The organism is Pseudomonas sp. B329 (assembly GCF_023127835.1).
In the GTDB taxonomy this organism is placed as follows: Bacteria; Pseudomonadota; Gammaproteobacteria; order Pseudomonadales; family Pseudomonadaceae; genus Aquipseudomonas; species Aquipseudomonas synxantha_A.
Window position 1 is genome coordinate 143,432 of record NZ_SPKP01000005.1, and the last position, 19,137, is coordinate 162,568.

The 19,137-nt window shown below is 60.7% G+C and carries 18 protein-coding genes; 11 read left to right on the top strand and 7 right to left on the bottom strand.

What is annotated here, in order from left to right; all coding sequences use genetic code 11:
• Window positions 1-27: 27 nt before the first annotated feature.
• From ftsX to ftsY, 3 genes are read right to left on the bottom strand one after another with little or no spacing between them, the layout of a single operon-like run.
• Window positions 28-1,050 (bottom strand): permease-like cell division protein FtsX, encoded by a 1,023-nt coding sequence (gene ftsX, locus E4P00_RS03275; RefSeq protein ID WP_032878914.1) that lies wholly within the window; start codon window positions 1,048-1,050, stop codon window positions 28-30.
• Window positions 1,047-1,718, bottom strand: a complete 672-nt coding sequence (ftsE, locus tag E4P00_RS03280) for a cell division ATP-binding protein FtsE (protein ID WP_003213784.1) — start codon at window positions 1,716-1,718, stop codon at window positions 1,047-1,049. Before ftsE ends, ftsX begins: the two co-directional genes overlap by 4 nt.
• Window positions 1,715-3,121 (bottom strand): signal recognition particle-docking protein FtsY, encoded by a 1,407-nt coding sequence (gene ftsY, locus E4P00_RS03285; protein ID WP_248130636.1) that lies wholly within the window; start codon window positions 3,119-3,121, stop codon window positions 1,715-1,717. Before ftsY ends, ftsE begins: the two co-directional genes overlap by 4 nt.
• A 338-nt stretch (window positions 3,122-3,459) precedes the next feature.
• Here ftsY and E4P00_RS03290 point away from each other — a divergent pair, with 338 nt between their 5' ends.
• Genes E4P00_RS03290 through E4P00_RS03305 form a run of 4 tightly spaced genes read left to right on the top strand, consistent with a single transcriptional unit; the run spans window position 3,460 to window position 7,962 of the window.
• Window positions 3,460-4,815: a pitrilysin family protein gene (locus E4P00_RS03290; protein WP_005792289.1), complete on the top strand. Its 1,356-nt coding sequence runs from the start codon at window positions 3,460-3,462 to the stop codon at window positions 4,813-4,815.
• Window positions 4,808-6,298 (top strand): pitrilysin family protein, encoded by a 1,491-nt coding sequence (locus E4P00_RS03295; protein WP_078822563.1) that lies wholly within the window; start codon window positions 4,808-4,810, stop codon window positions 6,296-6,298. The genes E4P00_RS03290 and E4P00_RS03295 overlap by 8 nt, the downstream gene beginning before the upstream one ends.
• The gene (gene rsmD, locus E4P00_RS03300; RefSeq protein ID WP_005792291.1) at window positions 6,298-6,915 is read left to right on the top strand and encodes a 16S rRNA (guanine(966)-N(2))-methyltransferase RsmD; all 618 of its coding nucleotides are present in this window, start codon (window positions 6,298-6,300) and stop codon (window positions 6,913-6,915) included. Before E4P00_RS03295 ends, rsmD begins: the two co-directional genes overlap by 1 nt.
• Before the next feature lie 51 nt (window positions 6,916-6,966).
• A complete protein-coding gene (locus E4P00_RS03305) occupies window positions 6,967-7,962 on the top strand; it encodes a hydrolase (protein ID WP_032878905.1) in 996 nt (331 codons plus the stop codon).
• Between the two features lie 135 nt (window positions 7,963-8,097).
• On the opposite strand, the gene E4P00_RS03310 is transcribed toward E4P00_RS03305, so the two are convergent.
• Together E4P00_RS03310 and E4P00_RS03315 are read right to left on the bottom strand one after the other, a co-directional pair.
• Complete coding sequence (locus E4P00_RS03310) at window positions 8,098-8,952, bottom strand: sulfurtransferase (RefSeq protein WP_248130637.1); 855 nt, start codon at window positions 8,950-8,952, stop codon at window positions 8,098-8,100.
• A 33-nt stretch (window positions 8,953-8,985) separates the two neighbouring features.
• A complete protein-coding gene (locus tag E4P00_RS03315; RefSeq protein WP_248130638.1) occupies window positions 8,986-9,657 on the bottom strand; it encodes a TetR/AcrR family transcriptional regulator in 672 nt (223 codons plus the stop codon).
• Between the two features lie 146 nt (window positions 9,658-9,803).
• Between E4P00_RS03315 and E4P00_RS03320 the strand changes: the two genes are divergently transcribed.
• The 5 genes from E4P00_RS03320 (at window position 9,804) to E4P00_RS03340 (ending at window position 14,376) form a co-directional block, all read left to right on the top strand.
• A complete protein-coding gene (locus E4P00_RS03320) occupies window positions 9,804-11,231 on the top strand; it encodes a coniferyl aldehyde dehydrogenase (protein WP_248130639.1) in 1,428 nt (475 codons plus the stop codon).
• A 29-nt stretch (window positions 11,232-11,260) separates the two neighbouring features.
• The gene (locus E4P00_RS03325) at window positions 11,261-11,806 is read left to right on the top strand and encodes a hypothetical protein (RefSeq protein WP_005792296.1); all 546 of its coding nucleotides are present in this window, start codon (window positions 11,261-11,263) and stop codon (window positions 11,804-11,806) included.
• A 37-nt stretch (window positions 11,807-11,843) separates the two neighbouring features.
• Complete coding sequence (locus E4P00_RS03330) at window positions 11,844-13,439, top strand: GMC family oxidoreductase (RefSeq protein WP_248130640.1); 1,596 nt, start codon at window positions 11,844-11,846, stop codon at window positions 13,437-13,439.
• Window positions 13,440-13,542: 103 nt separating this feature from the next.
• Entirely contained in the window at window positions 13,543-14,022 is a 480-nt protein-coding gene (coaD, locus tag E4P00_RS03335; RefSeq protein WP_003195136.1) for a pantetheine-phosphate adenylyltransferase, read from the top strand.
• 102 nt (window positions 14,023-14,124) lie between these two features.
• Entirely contained in the window at window positions 14,125-14,376 is a 252-nt protein-coding gene (locus E4P00_RS03340; protein WP_003195146.1) for a YfhL family 4Fe-4S dicluster ferredoxin, read from the top strand.
• Window positions 14,377-14,446: 70 nt separating this feature from the next.
• Here E4P00_RS03340 and mutM read toward each other — a convergent pair whose 3' ends face one another.
• Together mutM and E4P00_RS03350 are read right to left on the bottom strand one after the other, a co-directional pair.
• On the bottom strand, window positions 14,447-15,259 hold the full coding sequence (mutM, locus tag E4P00_RS03345) for a bifunctional DNA-formamidopyrimidine glycosylase/DNA-(apurinic or apyrimidinic site) lyase (RefSeq protein ID WP_005792299.1): 813 nt from the start codon (window positions 15,257-15,259) through the stop codon (window positions 14,447-14,449).
• Between the two features lie 21 nt (window positions 15,260-15,280).
• Window positions 15,281-16,093 (bottom strand): HDOD domain-containing protein, encoded by an 813-nt coding sequence (locus E4P00_RS03350; protein ID WP_248130668.1) that lies wholly within the window; start codon window positions 16,091-16,093, stop codon window positions 15,281-15,283.
• A gap of 277 nt (window positions 16,094-16,370) precedes the next feature.
• Between E4P00_RS03350 and E4P00_RS03355 the strand changes: the two genes are divergently transcribed.
• Both E4P00_RS03355 and E4P00_RS03360 read left to right on the top strand, forming a co-directional pair.
• The gene (locus E4P00_RS03355) at window positions 16,371-17,567 is read left to right on the top strand and encodes a class I SAM-dependent rRNA methyltransferase (RefSeq protein WP_005792302.1); all 1,197 of its coding nucleotides are present in this window, start codon (window positions 16,371-16,373) and stop codon (window positions 17,565-17,567) included.
• 142 nt (window positions 17,568-17,709) lie between these two features.
• Complete coding sequence (locus tag E4P00_RS03360) at window positions 17,710-18,900, top strand: MFS transporter (RefSeq protein WP_248130641.1); 1,191 nt, start codon at window positions 17,710-17,712, stop codon at window positions 18,898-18,900.
• Window positions 18,901-19,137 lie beyond the last annotated feature (237 nt).

Genomic DNA, 19,137 nt, shown 5'->3' on the forward strand with positions numbered 1-19,137 from the left:
AACGAAACCACATTAATCTGGCATTAACTACTTCGGCGCCAGTTCACGTAAATGCCGTGCTACCGCAATCCAGGCACCGATATACCCCAACAACACCGCGCCAAGCAAGAGACTCAGACCATCGGCTACCGGCACCCCGGCCAGGGCAAAATCACTGCCATACAAACCCGCCAGCCCGACAACCGCGTCGTTCAACCAATTCAGGCCAAACGCCAGCACGCCCCAGGACAAGACCCCGGCACCCAGGCCATAAAGCGCGCCCATGTACAGGAAAGGACGGCGTACATAGCTGTCCGTGCCGCCGACCAGTTTAATCACTTCTATCTCGGTGCGACGGTTTTCAATATGAAGACGAATGGTATTACCTATCACCAAAAGTAATGCAGACACTAATAACACCGTCAGGCCGAACACAAAGCGGTCACCCAGCTTGAGGATCGCGGCCAGGCGCTCTACCCAGACTAGATCAAGTTGGGCCTGTTGCACCTTGGGCATCTCTGCGAGTTTTTGTCGCAGGGCCTCCAGCGCCGGCTTGTCGACCTCGTTCGGCGTCACCAGCACCACGCCCGGCAGCGGGTTCTGCGGCAGCTCCTTGAGCGCCTCGCCCAGGCCGGACTGCTGCTGGAATTCTTCAAGGGCTTGATCGCGGCTTATGTATTCGGCATCCGCTACGCCCGGAATGTTCTTGATGTCGTCGCGTAGCGCTTCGCCGTCCTTGCTGCTGGTGTCCAGATTCAGGTACAGCGATATCTGCGCCGCCCGCTGCCAGGAACCGCCGAGGCGCTCCACATTATTAAGCAGCAGCGACAAGCCCATCGGCAGGCTCAAGGCTACGGCCATGACCAGGCAGGTGAAAAAGCTGCCGATCGGCTGTTTGCCCAGGCGACGCAGGCTGTCAAGCAGGCTGGCGCGATGGCTTTCGATCCAGGCGCGCAGCAAGGTGCCGAAGTCCGGGCCATCGTCTTCGTCACGCTTTTTCTTCGGCGGTTGCGGATCGGCAGGCTTGGGTGCCACGCGTTCGGATACTTTGGGGCTACGGGTAGCACTCATACGCCAGCCTCCCCATCACCGATCAAGCGGCCACGTTGCAAGGTCAACATACGATGGCGCATACGGGCGATCAGGGCCAGGTCGTGGCTGGCGATCAATACGCTGGTGCCCAGCCGATTGATGTCTTCGAACACCCCCATGATCTCGGCCGCCAGGCGCGGGTCGAGGTTACCGGTGGGTTCGTCCGCCAGCAGCAAGGCCGGGCGGTGGACGATGGCGCGGGCAATACCGACGCGCTGTTGCTGGCCGGTGGACAGGTCCCCCGGGTAAAGGTCGGTTTTGTCCGACAATGCCACGCGCTCCAGCGCCGAATCCACGCGCTTGACGATTTCGGCTTTGGACAGCCCGAGAATCTGCAGCGGCAGCGCGATGTTGTTGAACACCGTGCGATCGAACAGCAGCTGGTGATTCTGGAACACCACGCCGATCTGGCGGCGTAGAAACGGAATTTGCGCATTGCTGATGGTAGCCAGGTCCTGGCCCGCCAGCAGCAACTTGCCGGTGGTCGGGCGCTCCATGGCGAGTAACAGGCGCAACAGCGTGCTTTTGCCAGCGCCCGAGTGACCGGTGACAAACAAGAACTCGCCGCGACGCACTCGAAAGCTCAGCTCATGCAAGCCCACATGCCCGTTGGCATAGCGTTTACCGACCTGTTCGAATCGAATCATGAACGCTCCCGCTCGGCAAACAGTGCCTGTACAAAGGGTTCGGCTTCAAAGGTGCGCAGGTCGTCGATACCTTCACCGACACCGATATAACGAATCGGCAACCCGAACTGTTTAGCCAGGGCGAAAATCACCCCGCCCTTGGCCGTGCCGTCGAGCTTAGTCAATGCCAGGCCGGTCAGCTGCACCGTCTGGTTGAATTGTTTGGCCTGGCTGATGGCGTTCTGACCAGTACCGGCGTCGAGCACCAGCAAGACTTCATGCGGCGCATCGGCGTCGAGCTTGCTGATCACACGGCGCACTTTCTTCAGCTCTTCCATCAGGTTGTCTTTGGTGTGCAGGCGCCCGGCGGTATCGGCGATCAACACGTCGATATTACGCGCCTTGGCGGCCTGCACGGCATCGAAGATCACCGAAGCGGAGTCGGCGCCGGTGTGCTGGGCGATCACCGGGATCTTGTTGCGCTCGCCCCATACCTGCAACTGCTCGACGGCGGCGGCACGGAAGGTGTCACCGGCGGCGAGCATGACTTTCTTGCCCTCGCCCTGCAGCTTCTTGGCCAGCTTGCCGATGGTGGTGGTTTTGCCCGCGCCGTTGACGCCGACCACCAGGATCACGAACGGCTTGTTCGGGGTGATCACCAGCGGCGCTTCCACGGGCTTGAGCATTGCAGCCAGTTCGGCCTGCAAGGATTTGTACAACGCATCGGCGTCGGTCAGTTGCTTGCGCGCGACCTTCTGAGTCAGGCTCTGGATGATCACGGCAGTGGCTTCGACACCCACGTCGGCGGTGAGCAGGCGGGTTTCGATGTCTTCCAGCAGTTCATCATCAATGACCTTCTTGCCCAGAAACAGGCTGGCCATACCTTCGCCGATGCTGGCGCTGGTCTTGCTCAGACCCTGCTTGAGGCGGGCGAAAAAGCCGCTCTTGCTGGTTTCGGCAGGCGCGACAGGCTCTTCGATCACCGCAGGCGCGGCAACGACAGCAGGCACTTCAACCGGGATTTCGACCGCTGGCGGCGTCTGGACCACTACCTCTACCGGTGGCGCCACCGGAATGGGCGGCGTCACGTGTTCAGCCTGCACATCTTCAACCAGTGCCACCGGCTCTTCGGCTACCGGTAGCGCAAGCCACGGTTTGTGCTCGGGCTCGGGCTCCGGCTCGGGCTCCGGCTCGGGTTCTGCCTCGACCACCGGCTGCAATACCGGCTCCGCGATGGGCAACACCACCGGCACCGGCGTCTCGGCAACCGGCTCGGCTTCTACTATAGGCTCTGGAATAGGCTCAGCTTGAACCTGCGGCTGTTCGACGACGGTTTCCTGCGGCTTTTTGCGCAGCCATCCGAACAGGCCTTTTTTCTCGCCAGCCGCAGCTGGGCTCTTCTTGTCGTCGTTGGAACCAAACATGGAGGACGGCTATCTCAAAGTAGCGATGCGCCAGGGCGCCTCGGTAAATAAATTCGATGCAGAACAGACTGCTTTAACGCCCGCTTGTTCATGCGCAACATTTTGTAAGGCGTAAATAAGTGCCTTGGCAAATCGTTTCAATATGGGACTGAAGCGATAAAATCGGCGAAACGTGGAAGATTGTCGGGGAAAAACGCCAACTACTCCAACTTTCCTACGACTGAACCCAGGACTAGATGACGACCGCAGTGGCCGTCCCTAAATCGGATCAGTATCCTAGCACCTCCTCGCCCGCCGACGCTAAGACCAAGCGGGCAGCCCAACAGGTTAAAAAACGAATGAATGCTCTAGCCCGCCGCGCCGCAGGCCTGCTGCTCAGCACAGTTTGTCTGCCCCTTTCAGCCTTCGCTGCCGACCCACAACCCACTCATGAATTCACTCTGGATAACGGCCTTAAAGTGGTCGTGCGCGAAGACCATCGCGCGCCAGTGGTGGTTTCCCAAGTCTGGTACAAGGTTGGTTCAAGCTACGAAACCCCGGGCCAGACCGGTTTGTCCCACGCCCTTGAACATATGATGTTCAAAGGCAGCGCCAAGGTCGGCCCCGGCGAAGCCTCGCTGATCCTGCGTGACCTGGGCGCCGAAGAAAACGCGTTCACCAGCGATGACTACACCGCGTATTACCAGGTGCTGGCCCGCGACCGCCTGGGCGTGGCCTTTGAGCTGGAAGCCGACCGCATGGCCAGCCTGCGCCTGCCCGCCGACGAGTTCAGCCGCGAAATCGAGGTAATCAAGGAAGAACGCCGCCTGCGCACCGACGACAACCCGATGTCCAAGGCCTACGAGCGCTTCAAGGCCATGGCCTTCCCGGCCAGCGGCTACCACACGCCGACCATCGGCTGGATGGCTGACCTTGAGCGCATGAAGGTCGAGGAACTGCGCCACTGGTACCAATCCTGGTATGTGCCCAACAACGCTACCCTGGTAGTGGTCGGCGATGTGACCCCGGACGAGGTGAAAAGCCTGGCCCAACGTTACTTCGGCCCGATCCCCAAGCGTGATGTGCCACCGGCGAAGATCCCGCTGGAGCTGGCCGAACCCGGCGAGCGCCTGCTGACCCTGCGGGTGCAGACCCAACTGCCAAGCGTGTTCCTGGGCTTCAACGTACCGGGCCTGGCCACCGCCGAAGACAAACGCTCGGTGCAAGCCTTGCGCCTGATCTCGGCCCTGCTGGACGGCGGCTACAGTGCACGTATCTCCGAGCAACTTGAGCGTGGTGAGGAGCTGGTATCCGCCGCGTCCACCAACTACGACGCCTATACCCGTGGCGATACGTTGTTCATGCTCTCGGCCACGCCCAACCAGCAGAAACAAAAGACCGTCGCCCAAGCCGAAGCCGGCCTGTGGCGCCTGCTTGATGAGTTGAAAGCCAAGCCGCCGACCGCTGAAGAACTGGAGCGCATCCGTGCTCAGGTCATCGCCGGCCTGGTGTACCAACGCGACTCCATCACCAGCCAGGCCACGGCCATCGGCTCCCTGGAAACCGTCGGCCTGTCCTGGAAGCTGATGGACACCGAACTGGCCGACCTGCAAAGCGTGACGCCAGAAGATATCCAGAAAGCCGCGCGCACCTATTTCACCCGCGAACGTCTGAGCGTCGCCCATGTTTTGCCTGAGGAGACCGCTCATGAGTGATCGTAAAAGCAGCCGCCTGATCCTGCCCAGCCTGATCGCAGTCACCCTGGTTGCGGCCAGTGCCGTGTATTTCCTGCGCCCGAGCGAGTCGGTCGCCAGCCAGGCTCTGGAAAAGGCCCAATCGGCCAGCACCCTGCAGTCGCTGGCGGAACTGGACGGCAAGGCGCCAACCAACCGCAAGCTCGATGTGCAAACCTGGACCACCGCCGAAGGCGCCAAGGTGCTGTTTGTCGAAGCCCATGAACTGCCGATGTTCGACATGCGCATCCTGTTCGCCGCCGGCAGCAGCCAGGATGGCGACACACCGGGCCTGGCGCTGATGACCAACGCCATGCTCAACGAAGGCGTGCCGGGCAAGGATGTCAGCCAGATCGCCAGTGGCTTTGAGGGCCTCGGCGCCGACTTCGGCAATGGTGCCTACCGCGACATGGCGCTGGTCACCCTGCGCAGCCTCAGCGACAGCGATAAGCGCACCGCAGCCCTGGCACTGTTCGACCAGGTTATTGGCCAACCGACGTTCCCGGCAGACTCCCTGGCGCGGATCAAGAACCAGATCCTGGCCGGCTTCGAGTATCAGAAGCAGAACCCCGCCAAGCTGGCGAGCATCGAACTGTTCAAACGCCTGTACGGCGATCACCCTTACGCGCACCCGAGCGAAGGCACCCCCGAGAGTGTGCCGAAGATCACCCTGGCGCAGTTGAAGGCATTCCACGCCAAAGCCTACGCGGCGGGTAATGCTGTGATTGCGGTGGTCGGCGACCTGACTCGCGCTGAGGCCGAGGCCATGACGGCCAAAGTGTCGGCCTCGCTGCCCAAAGGGCCCGCCATGGCCAAGATCGCTCAACCGACCGAGCCAAAAGCCGGCCTGAGCCGTATTGAGTTTCCCTCCAAGCAAACCCACCTGCTGTTTGCGCAATTGGGCATCGACCGCGCCGATCCGGACTACGCAGCTCTGTCCCTGGGCAACCAGATCCTTGGCGGCGGTGGCTTCGGCACCCGCTTGATGAGCGAAGTGCGCGAGAAACGCGGCCTGACCTACGGCGTGTACTCCGGTTTCTCGCCAATGCAGGTGCGCGGCCCGTTCATGATCAACTTGCAGACCCGCGCCGAAATGAGCGGCGGCACCCTGCGCCTGGTTGAGGATGTACTGGCTGACTACCTCAAGAACGGCCCCACGCAAAAAGAACTGGACGACGCCAAGCGCGAACTGGCCGGCAGCTTCCCGCTGTCCACCGCCAGCAACGCCGATATTGTCGGGCAACTGGGCGCCATGGGTTTTTACAACCTGCCGCTGAGCTATCTGGAAGATTTCATGAAACAATCCCAGGCCCTGACCGTAGAGCAGGTCAAGGCTGCAATGAACAAACACTTGAGCGCCGACAAGATGGTCATCGTGACCGCCGGCCCGACGATTGCGCAAAAGCCACTACCGCCCCCCACTGATAAACCTGCCGAGCAGCCGCTCGGGGTTCCGGAGCATTAATGGCCAGTTCATCTCGCCCGAAAAAACCTGTCCACAACGTGCATAACGGTGTGGGCCAACTGCGCATCATTGGCGGTGAATGGGGCAGCCGCAAGCTGAGCTTCCCCGACGTCGTAGGCCTGCGCCCGACGCCGGATCGCGTGCGTGAAACCCTGTTCAACTGGCTTGCGCCATACATCGGCGGGGCCAAGGTGCTGGACCCGTTCGCCGGCAGTGGCGCGCTGTTCCTGGAGGCGCTGTCGCGTGGCGCGGCCCAGGGCCAGGCGTTGGATGCCAGTAATGTGGCGGTGTCCAGCCTCAAGGAACACCTGGGCACGCTGCGTTGCACCACCGGCCAGGTGCAGACGGCCGACGCGCTGCGCTACCTGGAAACCCAGGCGGTGACTGAATACGACGTGGTGTTCCTCGACCCGCCGTTCAACCAGAACCTGCTGCCGACTGTGTGTGCTTTGCTCGAAGAGCGCCAGTGGCTGGCACCGGATGCCTGGATCTACACTGAAAGCGAGACCGCGCCGTCAACGCTCGGCCTGCCGGGCAGTTGGCGCCTGCATCGGGAGCAAAAGTCCGGACGGGTGTATTACGCGTTGTGGCATCGCCTGGTCGAAAACGCCGCTTAACCTGTGGCAGGGGAGCTTGCCACGGCGAGCTCACTGGCTACCGAGAGTTTCATGACCCCCTCTTCCGATCTGTTCAAACCCGCCTTCGGCCTCGGCAACCCTCACCTGCAAACACTGTGGGGGCCGCTGTTGCGCCCAACGACCCATATCGAACGCCAACGCGAACGTCTATGGCTGGAAGACGGCGACTTCCTCGACCTCGACTGGCATGGTCCCCATGACCTGCACGCACCGTTGGTACTGGTGCTGCATGGGCTGACCGGTTCGTCCAATTCGCCCTATGTGGCCGGCCTGCAACAAGCCCTCGCCGGCCAAGGTTGGGCCAGCGTTGCGTTGAACTGGCGCGGCTGCTCGGGCGAGCCCAACCTTCTGGCGCGCAGTTATCACTCCGGGGCCAGCGAAGACCTGGCCGCGGCGATTGCCCATCTGCGCGCCAAACGGCCACTGGCACCGCTGTATGCCGTGGGGTATTCCCTGGGCGGCAATGTGTTGCTCAAGCACTTGGGCGAAACCGGCGTGACTTCGGGGCTGCAAGGCGCGGCGGCGGTCTCGGTACCGTTTCGCCTGGACCAATGCGCTGATCGCATCGGTCTGGGGTTTTCGCGGATTTACCAGAAGCATTTCATGCGCGAGATGCTGGCGTACATTCGCGTAAAGCAACGCCAGTTTTTGCAAGATGGACGTGAGGAAGGACTGAAAACCCTGGAGGCACTGGGCTCCCTGGAGAAGATGCGCACGTTCTGGGACTTCGATGGGCGAGTGACTGCGCCGTTGCATGGCTTCTTGAGTGCTGAGGATTACTATCGCCGCGCATCCAGTCGCTACTACCTGGGCGATATCCGCACACCAACACTGATCATCCAGGCCGCCGATGATCCGTTTGTGTTTGCTCATAGCCTGCCGGAAGCGAGTGAGCTGTCGGAGTGCACCGAGTTTGAATTGCTGACAAAGGGTGGGCATGTGGGCTTTGTGGAGGGTTCACTGAAACGTCCCGGCTATTACTTGGAACGCCGCATCCCACAGTGGTTACTGACACAACGCAGTTAAAAATGTGGGAGGGGCGGTGCGACGATTCGACTTGCCCCCGATAGCGGTGGATCAGTTACAGATACTGAGACTGACACACTGCAATCGGGGGCAAACCCCCTCCCACATTTTGATTGGGTTTACAGGGCCAATTGCTCAGTCGCCTGTTGCAATTTCCCGCGCCGGATCCGTAATCCACTCACTCCACGACCCCGCATACAACTTGCCCAACGGATATCCCGCCAACGCCAGGGCAAACAGGTTATGGCATGCCGTCACCCCCGAACCGCAGTACGCCACCAACTCCTCCGGCGGGCGCCCCTGCAACTGCGCAGCAAAGCGTTGCTTGAGCTGCTCGGCCGGCAGGAAGCGCCCGTCACTGCCCAGGTTTTCATTGAATGCTGCGCACTGCGCGCCGGGAATATGCCCGGCAATCGGGTCTATGGGCTCTACTTCGCCACGAAAACGCGGCTGGGCGCGGGCGTCGATCAAGGTCAGGCCGGGCTGACCCAGGCGTTTTTGCAAATGCTCGGCATCCAGCACCAACCGATTATCCGGCGTACCAGTGAAGGTGCCCGGCTCGGTCACCGGCGCATCCAGGCTCAAGGGGAAGCCGGCGCTGTGCCAGGCCTTGAGGCCACCATCGAGAATAAACACCCCATCACGCTTGCCCAGCCAGGCCAGCAGCCACCAGGCACGGGCGGCATAGGCACCGGGGCCATCGTCATACAGCACCACATCGGTGTCGGCGCTGATGCCCCAAGCTCGCAGCTGTTTGGCGAAGGTGTCCGCCGCAGGCAAAGGATGGCGGCCGGTCACACCCTTGGTCACCGGGCCACTCAGATGGCGCTCCAGGTCGGCGTATTGCGCGCCCTCGATATGCCCTTCGGTGTAGCTGCACAGGCCGTAATCCGGGTCCTCCAGGGCAAAGCGGCAATCCAGGATCACCAGCTCTGCCGACTTCTGGCGCTCGGCCAATTGCGGGGGGCTGATCAGTTGGGCAAGCGGCATGACTGACTCCTGTGAATACAAAGGGGAAAGGTCTTACTTCACTTCTTCCAGTGCCTGATTCAACGGCACGTAAAACTCTTTGAACAAAGCATCCACCGCATCCTTGGCCTGGGGCGTGACAAACCCCGCCTCCAACACCAGCACCTGGTACACCCCGCGCTTGATCGCCTCGGCGCTCAGGTGGGTGGACTTTTCGTTGGTGGTGCACAGGAACCGCACCCAGGAGGTCAGGATGATCCAGGCATTCAGGGTCAGGGCTTCGGTTTGCACCGGGTCCATATTCAGAATGCCGGCATCGACAAACCCCTGGTAAATGGCACCGCCCTGGATCAGGCAACGCTGGGAAAACCGCCGATAGCCCGTGGCCAGTTCCGGATCGCTCTCCAGCAGATGTTCGAGGTCGCGGTGCAGGAAACGATAGCGCCACATGCCCGCCAGCACGGCTTGCAGATAAAAGCGCTTGTCCTCCACCACCATCGTGCGCCCCTGGGGCGGGCGCAGGAAACTGTCCACCAGGGCTTCATATTCGCGAAACAGCACGGCGATGATCGCCTGCTTGTTGGGGAAGTGGTAGTACAGGTTGCCCGGAGAAATCTCCATATGGGCGGCGATATGGTTGGTGCTGACACTGCGCTCGCCCTGCTGGTTAAAAAGCTCCAGGCTGGTTTGCACAATGCGCTCGCTGGTCTTTACTCGTGGTGCCATGGGGGATCAGCTTCCAAACACGGGATGGGGCATCTTACGGCCTATGCCGGCCAGGTTAAATCTGGATGTTACTGCAATGTTATTTGACAATTTAGAGCAATGACTCTAAAAATCCAGGCAGACCTATAACAATCGGGAACTGCGCCATGTCTGCCAACGTTGCCTACCTGCAAGATGCCCAGGCCTTGGACCACCTCCAGGAGCTGTTCGAAGCCCAGCGTCGCGCCTACGCCGCCAACCCGATGCCACCGGCTGCGCAACGCCAACAATGGCTCAAGGCCCTGCGCGATGTGCTCAGCGACGAACGCCAGGCGCTGATCACTGCGATCAGCCAGGACTTCAGCCATCGCAGCGCAGACGAAACCCTGTTCGCCGAATTGATGCCCAGCCTGCATGGCATTCACTATGCCAGCAAACACCTCAAGGGCTGGATGAACCCCTCCCGCCGCGCTGTAGGCATTGCCTTCCAGCCCGCCTCGGCCAAAGTCATTTATCAACCGTTGGGCGTCGTCGGCGTCATCGTGCCGTGGAACTACCCGTTGTATCTGGCTATCGGCCCGTTGGTCGGGGCTTTGGCCGCCGGCAACCGGGTGATGCTCAAGCTCAGCGAGTCCACACCGGCCACCGGCGAACTGCTCAAGGCGCTGCTGGCCAGGATCTTTCCCGAGGACCTGGTGTGCGTGGTGCTGGGCGAAGCCGAAGTGGGCATGGCGTTTTCCAAATTGCGCTTCGATCACCTGCTGTTCACCGGCGCCACCAGCATTGGCAAACACGTGATGCGTGCGGCGGCCGAAAACCTCACGCCGGTCACCCTGGAACTGGGCGGCAAGTCACCAGCCATCGTCTCGGCCGATGTACCGCTCAAGGACGCCGCCGAGCGCATCGCCTTCGGCAAAGCCTTGAATGCCGGGCAAACCTGTGTGGCGCCAGACTATGTATTGGTGCCGGAGGACCGCGTCGCAGGGTTTGTCGAGGCATATTCCAAGGCCGTGCGTGGGTTTTATCCGACCCTGGCCGACAACCCGGACTACACCGCCATCATCAACGAGCGGCAACTGGCCCGGCTCAATGCCTACGCCAAGGACGCTACCGACAAGGGCGCCACCCTGGTCCCACTGTACGAGCAAGGCCAGGCTCGACGTATGGCCCACAGCCTGCTGCTGAATGTCAGCGACGACATGACAGTCATGCAGGACGAGATTTTCGGCCCGCTCTTGCCCATCGTGCCGTATCGCGGCCTTGACCAAGCCTTTGCCTACATCAACCAGCGTCCACGCCCACTGGCCCTGTACTACTTCGGCTACAACAAGAACGAGCAGGAGCGTGTGCTTCACGAAACCCATTCCGGCGGCGTATGCCTGAACGACACCTTGCTGCACGTTGCCCAGGACGACATGCCTTTTGGTGGCATCGGCCCGTCGGGCATGGGCCATTACCACGGCCATGAAGGCTTCCTGACATTCAGCAAGGCCAAGGGCGTGCTGGTTAAACAGCGCCTGAACGCGGCGAAGTTGATCTACCCCCCTTACGGCAAATCGATTCAGAAATTGATCCAGAAGTTGTTTATCCGCTGATAACCGTCACCTTCAGGACGATAAAAACAATGAACCCCAGCCTGAACGATTCACCCGCACTGTCTCGGCGCGGCGTCTTGAAAATCGGCCTGTGCGCCAGCGCTTTCCTCGCAACGGCCGGGCTTGGCGCCAGTCTCAGCGGTTGCTCCAGCAGTACGCCGGCCAGCGGCTTCGCGATGTTGCGCGCCAGTGATTTGCCGTTCTTGCGCGCGGTGATCCCAGTGCTGCTGGAGGGTGCGGCCAGCGCCGAGACAGTGGTCGCAGGCATTGAAGACACCCTGAAAAAACTCGACTACAGCCTGCAAAACTTGTCGCCGGAGATGTTCAAGCTCACCCAGCAGTTATTCGACGTGCTGGGCATGGGCATCACCCGCGGCCCGCTGACCGGTATCTGGGGCAGTTGGGAAAATGCCAGCAGCGAGCAGATCCGCAACTTCCTGCACCGCTGGGAAAACAGCTACCTGAACCTGCTGCGCATGGGACAGGGCTCGCTGCTCAAGTTGGTGATCATGGCCTGGTATTTTCGGCCCGCCTCCTGGGCCCATTGCGGTTATCCCGGCCCACCGAAGATCTGATTCGCATCCCTCACAATAAAAACCAGAGACGACCCTGATGCCCGTACCCGATCTGTTCCGCGATGGCCTGGCCCGTGGTTGGAAAACCCACAATGGCGCCGCCCTCGACAACGACCTGACCCTGGAAGCCGATGTGGCCATCATCGGCAGCGGCGCCGGCGGCGGCACCACCGCCGAAATCCTCAGCGCCGCTGGCTACAAGGTGTTGCTGATCGAAGAGGGCCCACTCAAGACCAGCAGTGACTTCAAGCTGCTCGAAGACGAAGCCTACGCCAGCCTCTACCAGGAAGGCATCGGCCGCATGAGCAAGGACGGCGCCATCACCATCCTGCAAGGCCGGGCGGTGGGCGGCACCACCTTGATCAACTGGACCTCCAGCTTTCGTACACCCGACGCCACCCTCGCCCACTGGGCCAGCGAATACGCGGTGAAGGGCCACAGCAGCACCGAGATGGCGCCCTGGTTCGAAAAAATGGAACAGCGCCTGGGCATCGCACCCTGGGCGCTTCCACCGAATGCCAACAACGATGTGATCCGCAAAGGCTGCGAAAAGCTTGGCTACAGCTGGCATGTGATCCCGCGCAATGTGCGCGGCTGCTTCAACCTGGGTTATTGCGGCATGGGTTGCCCGGTGAACGCCAAACAATCGATGCTGGTGACGACTATCCCCTCCACCCTGGAGAAAGGCGGCGAACTGCTGTACCTCGCCCGCGCCGAGCAGCTCAAATACAGCGGCGACACCATCAGCAGCCTGGAATGCGTGGCCATGGACGAGCGCTGCGTGGCGCCGACCGGGCGCAAGATCACCGTAAAAGCCAGGCATTACGTGCTGTCGGGCGGCGGTATCAATAGCCCGGCCCTGCTGATGCGCTCGGACGCGCCCGACCCGCATTCGCGGCTGGGCAAGCGGACCTTCTTGCACCTAGTCAACTTCTCGGCGGGGCTGTTCGACGAAGTGATCAACCCGTTCTACGGTGCGCCGCAATCGATTTACTCCGACCATTTCCAATGGCAGGACGGCACTACCGGCAAAATGTCCTACAAGCTCGAAGCGCCACCCTTACACCCAGGATTGGCCAGCACCTTGTTTGGCGGCTACGGCAAACAGAACGCGTTGGACATGAGCCAACTGCCTCACACCCACGCCATGCTCGCCCTGCTGCGCGACGGCTTTCACCCCGACAGCCCGGGCGGCAGCGTGGATTTACGCGGCGATGGCACACCCGTGCTCGATTATCAGGTTTCGCCCTACGCCTGGGACGGCCTGCGCCGGGCCTTCCACAGCATGGCCGAGATTCAGTTCGCGGCAGGGGCCAAATCGGTCAAGCCTTTGCATCACGACGCACGGTACGTGAACAGCCTGGCCGAAGCGCGCAGCATGATTGACGATTTGAACCTGGAGTTGCACCGCACAACACTCGGCAGCGCCCATGTGATGGGCGGCTGTGCCATGGGCGAAGATCCGAAGCATGCGGTAACCGACAGCCTCGGTCGCCACCACCAACTGCGTAACCTGTCGATTCATGACGGCTCGCTGTTTCCTACCAGCATCGGGGCAAATCCCCAGTTGTCGGTGTATGGATTGAGCGCCCAACTGGCGTCAGCCTTGGCCGAACGTCTGAAAACAGCGTGAAAAACCGTTCGATTCACGGCATTTATCTACGTAAGTCGACTTGGCCGACCGGGATGGCTGCGATACCATCCGGTTCCCCAACGGACTCCGCCAGGACGACGCGATGAACCGAGTGTTGTACCCAGGTACCTTCGACCCGATTACCAAAGGCCATGGCGATCTGGTCGAACGCGCCTCTCGCCTGTTCGACCATGTGATCATCGCGGTCGCAGCCAGCCCCAAGAAAAACCCGCTGTTTCCCCTGGAACAACGTGTGGAGCTGGCGCAAGAGGTCACCAAGCACCTGCCGAATGTGGAAGTAGTGGGCTTTTCGACATTGCTGGCGCATTTCGCCAAGGAGCAGAACGCCAATGTGTTCTTGCGCGGCTTGCGGGCGGTGTCGGATTTCGAATACGAATTCCAACTGGCCAACATGAACCGCCAACTGGCGCCGGACGTAGAAAGCCTGTTCCTCACGCCGTCGGAGCGTTATTCGTTCATTTCCTCGACGTTAGTCCGTGAAATCGCGGCTTTGGGCGGAGATATCACCAAGTTCGTGCATCCTGCCGTGGCGGACGCACTGACATTGCGCTTCAAGAAGTAAGACCGCTCAATCGGTGCCTGCTCGCACTGCGGGCGCCAATGCGGCACAATTGCGCGCATTAGTTTTCAGATGCCTTGGCAGAGTGCCCTGGCAGGAGTTTCCATGTCCCTGATCATCACCGACGATTGCATCAACTGCGACGTCTGCGAACCCGAGTGCCCGAACGCTGCTATTTCCCAAGGCGAAGAGATCTACGTGATCGACCCCAACCTGTGCACCCAGTGCGTCGGCCACTACGACGAACCGCAGTGCCAGCAGGTTTGCCCGGTTGATTGCATTCCGCTGGATGAAGCGCACCCGGAGACTGAAGAGCAGTTGATGGAGAAGTACCGCAAGATTACCGGTAAGGCCTGAGTTTTTTAGTGCCTGTGAGGGCCTCATCGGGGGCAAGCCCCCGATGACAATCTCAGCCATCACAAAGCTATCAGCTCTGACACTTGGGGCAAAACACACTCGCCCGCTGCCCCAGCACCACATTGCGCAACTCGCTCCCGCAGACCTTGCACGCCTCGCCGCCACGGCCATACACGAACAGTTCCTGCTGGAAATACCCCGGCTGCCCATCACCGCCGATAAAGTCGCGCAGCGTGGTGCCGCCCCGCTCGATAGCGGCGGCCAGCACCCGTTTGATCTCAATCGCCAGCTTCAAATAGCGCCCGCGTGAAATACCACCAGCGGCGCGACGCGGATCAATCCCCGCCGCAAACAACGCCTCTGTCGCATAGATATTGCCCACGCCCACCACCACCGCGTTGTCCATGATGAACGGCTTCACCGCCATGGACTTGCCGCGTGACAGCTGGAACAAACGCTCGCCATCAAACAGCTCGGTCAACGGCTCCGGGCCCAGACGCAGCAGCAGTTCGTGGTTGTGCGGATCCTGGCTCCAGAGCATCGCGCCGAAACGCCGAGGGTCGGTGTAGCGCAGGGCCATCCCCGACTCCAACTCGATATCCACATGTTCATGCTTGGCCGCGGGCATACCGACCTCAACCAGACGCAGGTTGCCCGACATACCCAAGTGACTGATCAAGGTGCCCACTTCGGCATTGATCAACAGGTACTTGGCCCGCCGTTCCACCAGCACGATGCGCTGCCCGGACAGGCGCACATCCAGGTCTTCCGGGATCGGCCAGCGCAGGCGCCGCTCACGCACCACCACGCGACTGACGCGTTGGCCTTCCAGGTGCGGGGCAATGCCGCGTCGGGTGGTTTCGACTTCAGGTAACTCGGGCATGTGTACCTCTTGAATGACGGTTCAGTGCGCACCCAGCTCGCGGATTGACAACTTCAGGCTTTCGAAGTCGTAATCCGACAGGCCCACGTAATCCAGCACCAGGTGCCCGATTGCATTCCACTCATGGTCCACCGCCTGGCTCCCCAGTACGCGAAACGACGAACAGATATGCTCGGCCATCTTCAAGATAGCCAGCAGGTTCTTGAGCTGCGGGTTGCGCGACGACTCATCGCTGAAAATCGCCAGAGCGTTGTGGTGATTGGCGATGGCGTCGGTGACATGCTCCGGCAGGCGCCAGGACTTGGCGGTGTAGTAGCCGACCACTGCATGGTTGGTGTGGAACGCGTTGTTTTCGGTGTCGACCACGCGGCGCTCGGGGCCGGCGCTGGCATAAGCCTGCTCCAGCACTGCCATATAGTTGGGGAAACGCTTGAGCATCAGCGGCACGCCGCAATCGTGGAACAGGCCCAATGCATACGCTTCATCGACGGCCTGGGAACCAGTACGCTTGGCCAGGGTGAGACAGGTCATGGCCACATCCTGGGCGGTGTCCCAGAAGCGGTTGAGGGTGACGATGGTGTCGTCGCTCATCTCGCCCTTGATCGACAAGGCATTGATCAGGTTGATGACCGACCGGCTGCCCAGCAGGTTAACTGCACGCTGGATCGAGGCGATCTTGTTGCTCAAGCCGTAATACGACGAGTTGACGATCTTGAGCAGCGCACCAGACAAGCCCGGGTCCTGGGAGATCAACCGTGCGATCACTTCCAGGTCCGGGTCGGGCATGTACTGCTCCATCTGCAAATCCACCATGATTTGCGGTTGGGGCGGCACGCTGATGCCTTGCAGGGCCTGTTGAATCTGCTCGGCGGAAAGCTCTTGGGACATAAATACACACTCTGGACTAGGCGCGAATTCTACCCCTTATGCAGCCGTGACCGACACCCAAAAACCCAAGTGAAACCCGATCGAATGTGGGAGCTGGCTTGCCTGCGATAGCATCACCACCGTACGTCTGATACACCGCACCGCCCGCATCGCAGGCAAGCCAGCTCCCACATGAAAGAGTGCGCAAAGGGTATACTCCCGCTCTTTTTTCCGGAGCGACGTCATGTCCCTGCCAAGCCTGCGTCTCAAAGCCAACGCCGATCGTCGTTTGCGCAACGGCCACCTGTGGGTCTACAGCAACGAAATCGACGTGGCCGCCACCCCACTTCACGGCTTCCAGGCAGGCGACCAGGCTATCCTGGAAGCAGCCGGTGGCAAGACCCTGGGCATCGTGGCCATGAGCCCGAACAACCTGATCTGCGCCCGCCTGCTGTCGCGCGACATCAAGTTGCCGCTGGACAAGTCGCTGCTGGTGCACCGCCTCAACGTCGCGCTGTCCCTGCGTGATCGCCTGTTCGACAAGCCGTTCTACCGCCTGGTCTACGGTGATTCCGACCTGCTGCCGGGCCTGGTGGTCGACCGTTTCGGCGACATCCTGGTGGTGCAGATCGCTTCGGCGACCATGGAAGCGCATAAAGAAGACGTGATCGCGGCCCTCACCCAGGTGCTCAAGCCCAGCGGCATCCTGTTCAAGAATGACTCCGCCGCACGCGACGCCGAGGGCCTCAACCGCTACGTCGAAACGGTTTTCGGCCTGGTGCCGGAGTGGGTGGCGCTGGAAGAGAACGGCGTGAAATTCGAAGCCCCGGTGATCCAGGGCCAGAAAACCGGCTGGTTCTACGACCACCGCATGAACCGCGCCCGCCTGGCCCCGTATGCCAAAGGCAAGCGCGTGCTCGACCTGTACAGCTACATCGGCGGCTGGGGCGTGCAAGCTGCAGCCTTTGGCGCCAGTGAAGTGTTCTGCGTCGACGCTTCGGCCTTCGCCCTCGACGGCGTAGAGCGCAACGCCGCGCTGAACGGCTTTGCCGAGAAGATGACCTGCATCGAAGGCGACGTCTTTGAAGCGTTGAAAGAACTGAAAGCCAGCGAAGAGCGCTTCGACGTGATCGTCGCCGATCCACCGGCCTTCATCAAACGCAAAAAAGACATGAAGAATGGCGAAGGCGCCTACCGCCGCCTCAACGAGCAAGCCATGCGCCTGCTCAGCAAGGACGGCATCCTGGTCAGCGCTTCGTGCTCGATGCACCTGCCGGAAGACGATCTGCAAAACATCCTGCTGACCAGCGCCCGTCACCTGGATCGCAATATCCAGATGCTCGAACGCGGCGGCCAGGGCCCGGACCACCCGGTGCATCCGGCGATTGTCGAGACGCGGTATATCAAGAGCATTACTTGTCGCTTGCTGCCTAATAGCTGACAGCGGGATGCTCCCCGTAGGAACAGTCAACGACTGATCCTACGGGCCTTTCAGCTGTTTCCCACTGCCATTTCCATTGACTTCCCTTGCCGTCACACCGACTCTCCTCCCCCCAGCAAGGAAGGATAGAGCGGTCCGGTTGATGCCTATTAGTACAGCCACACCAAACAAGTCATATTTCATCGTACTGTTGATGACCATGACCCTGCTCGCAGTCTTCCCCCTCGACGTAGTCCTGCCATCCTTTCCCGCCCTCTCCAATCACTTTGGCCACACGCCTTCAGAAATCGCCCAGTCCGTCAGTATTTTTGCCATTGGCCTGGCCGTCTCGTTACTGCTGATAGGCCCGTTGTCTGACATGTTCGGCCGCAAAAAACTGCTGCTGGCAGGTATTGCCTTATCGGCGGTGGGTGCAGCCGGTTGTTTGCTGGCCCCGGATTTCAATTGGTTTATCGGCTTTCGCGTGGTTCAGGCCGTAGGGTGCGGGGCGTTTGCCCTGTCGCAGGCGCTTATCCAGGACTTGTTTACAGGACGGGAGCTGCAGCGGATTCGAATCTGGATGACCACCGCCGGCGGAGTGTTCATCTCAAGCTCGCCACTGATGGGCACCTGGCTGCAAATTTATGGCGGATGGCAGGCGAGTTTTTACGTGTTTATCGTGTTAGCCACAGTGGTGTGGCTCTGGTCCGCACGCCTGCTGCACGACTCGCGCAGCAGCCATCGCCCCTCACCGCTACAGTTCTTCAACGGCTATTGGCTGCTGTTTTCCGACCTCCGTTTCGTCAGCTATTGGTTGATTTCCGCCCTGGCCTTTGCCTGCCATTTCTCGTTTATCGTGATGTCGCCCCTGATCTTCATGGAGCGCTTGAACCTGTCGACGTATCAATTCGCCTGGGCATTGCTGCTATATGGCGCGGCCTACGTCTGCGGCGGAGTGATTGCCAGTATCCTGCATCGCAAAATGGACGCCGACCGGCAAATCAACACTGGCCTGTTGCTGATCACTGTTTCAGGTCTGGTCATGCTCTGGCTGGCCTGGCAGTTCGGCCTGTCGGCCGCCACGGTGCTGATCCCGATGTTGATCTGCACAGCCGGCACCACCATCTGTCGACCCATCGCCAACTCCAAGGCCATGAGCCTCTACCCGCAACTGGCTGGCACGGCGACCTCTGCCGGTAGCTTGCTGATTTTCATGTGCGGCGGCCTGATCAGCCTGGTGATCAACCTGGCCACCGCCAACCTGACCACCGCGCTAGCCCTGTGCTTTCTAACCCTGAGTGCCGCCGGGCTCGCCCTGAATGCGCTGATCAAGCAGCGCCCACATGTCCTGTAGCGGCTATCTTCAAGGTTACGGCCATTCCCTCCAGCCGCCAGCGGTGTAGAATCGGCCCTATTCATCGCCAGTCATCCCCCGGCGGGTTTATGAGCTCGAGGCCCAAGCAAGCGGCGATCCCGCGATGCGAGTGGCAACTTCCGGACACACGGCCATTTTTCGGGTGTTCCAGTCGTCAATTAGAAGCTCACTCCCCTTTGCACCTGATTAATAAGTGATTAGCCGCCCGGAGTGCTC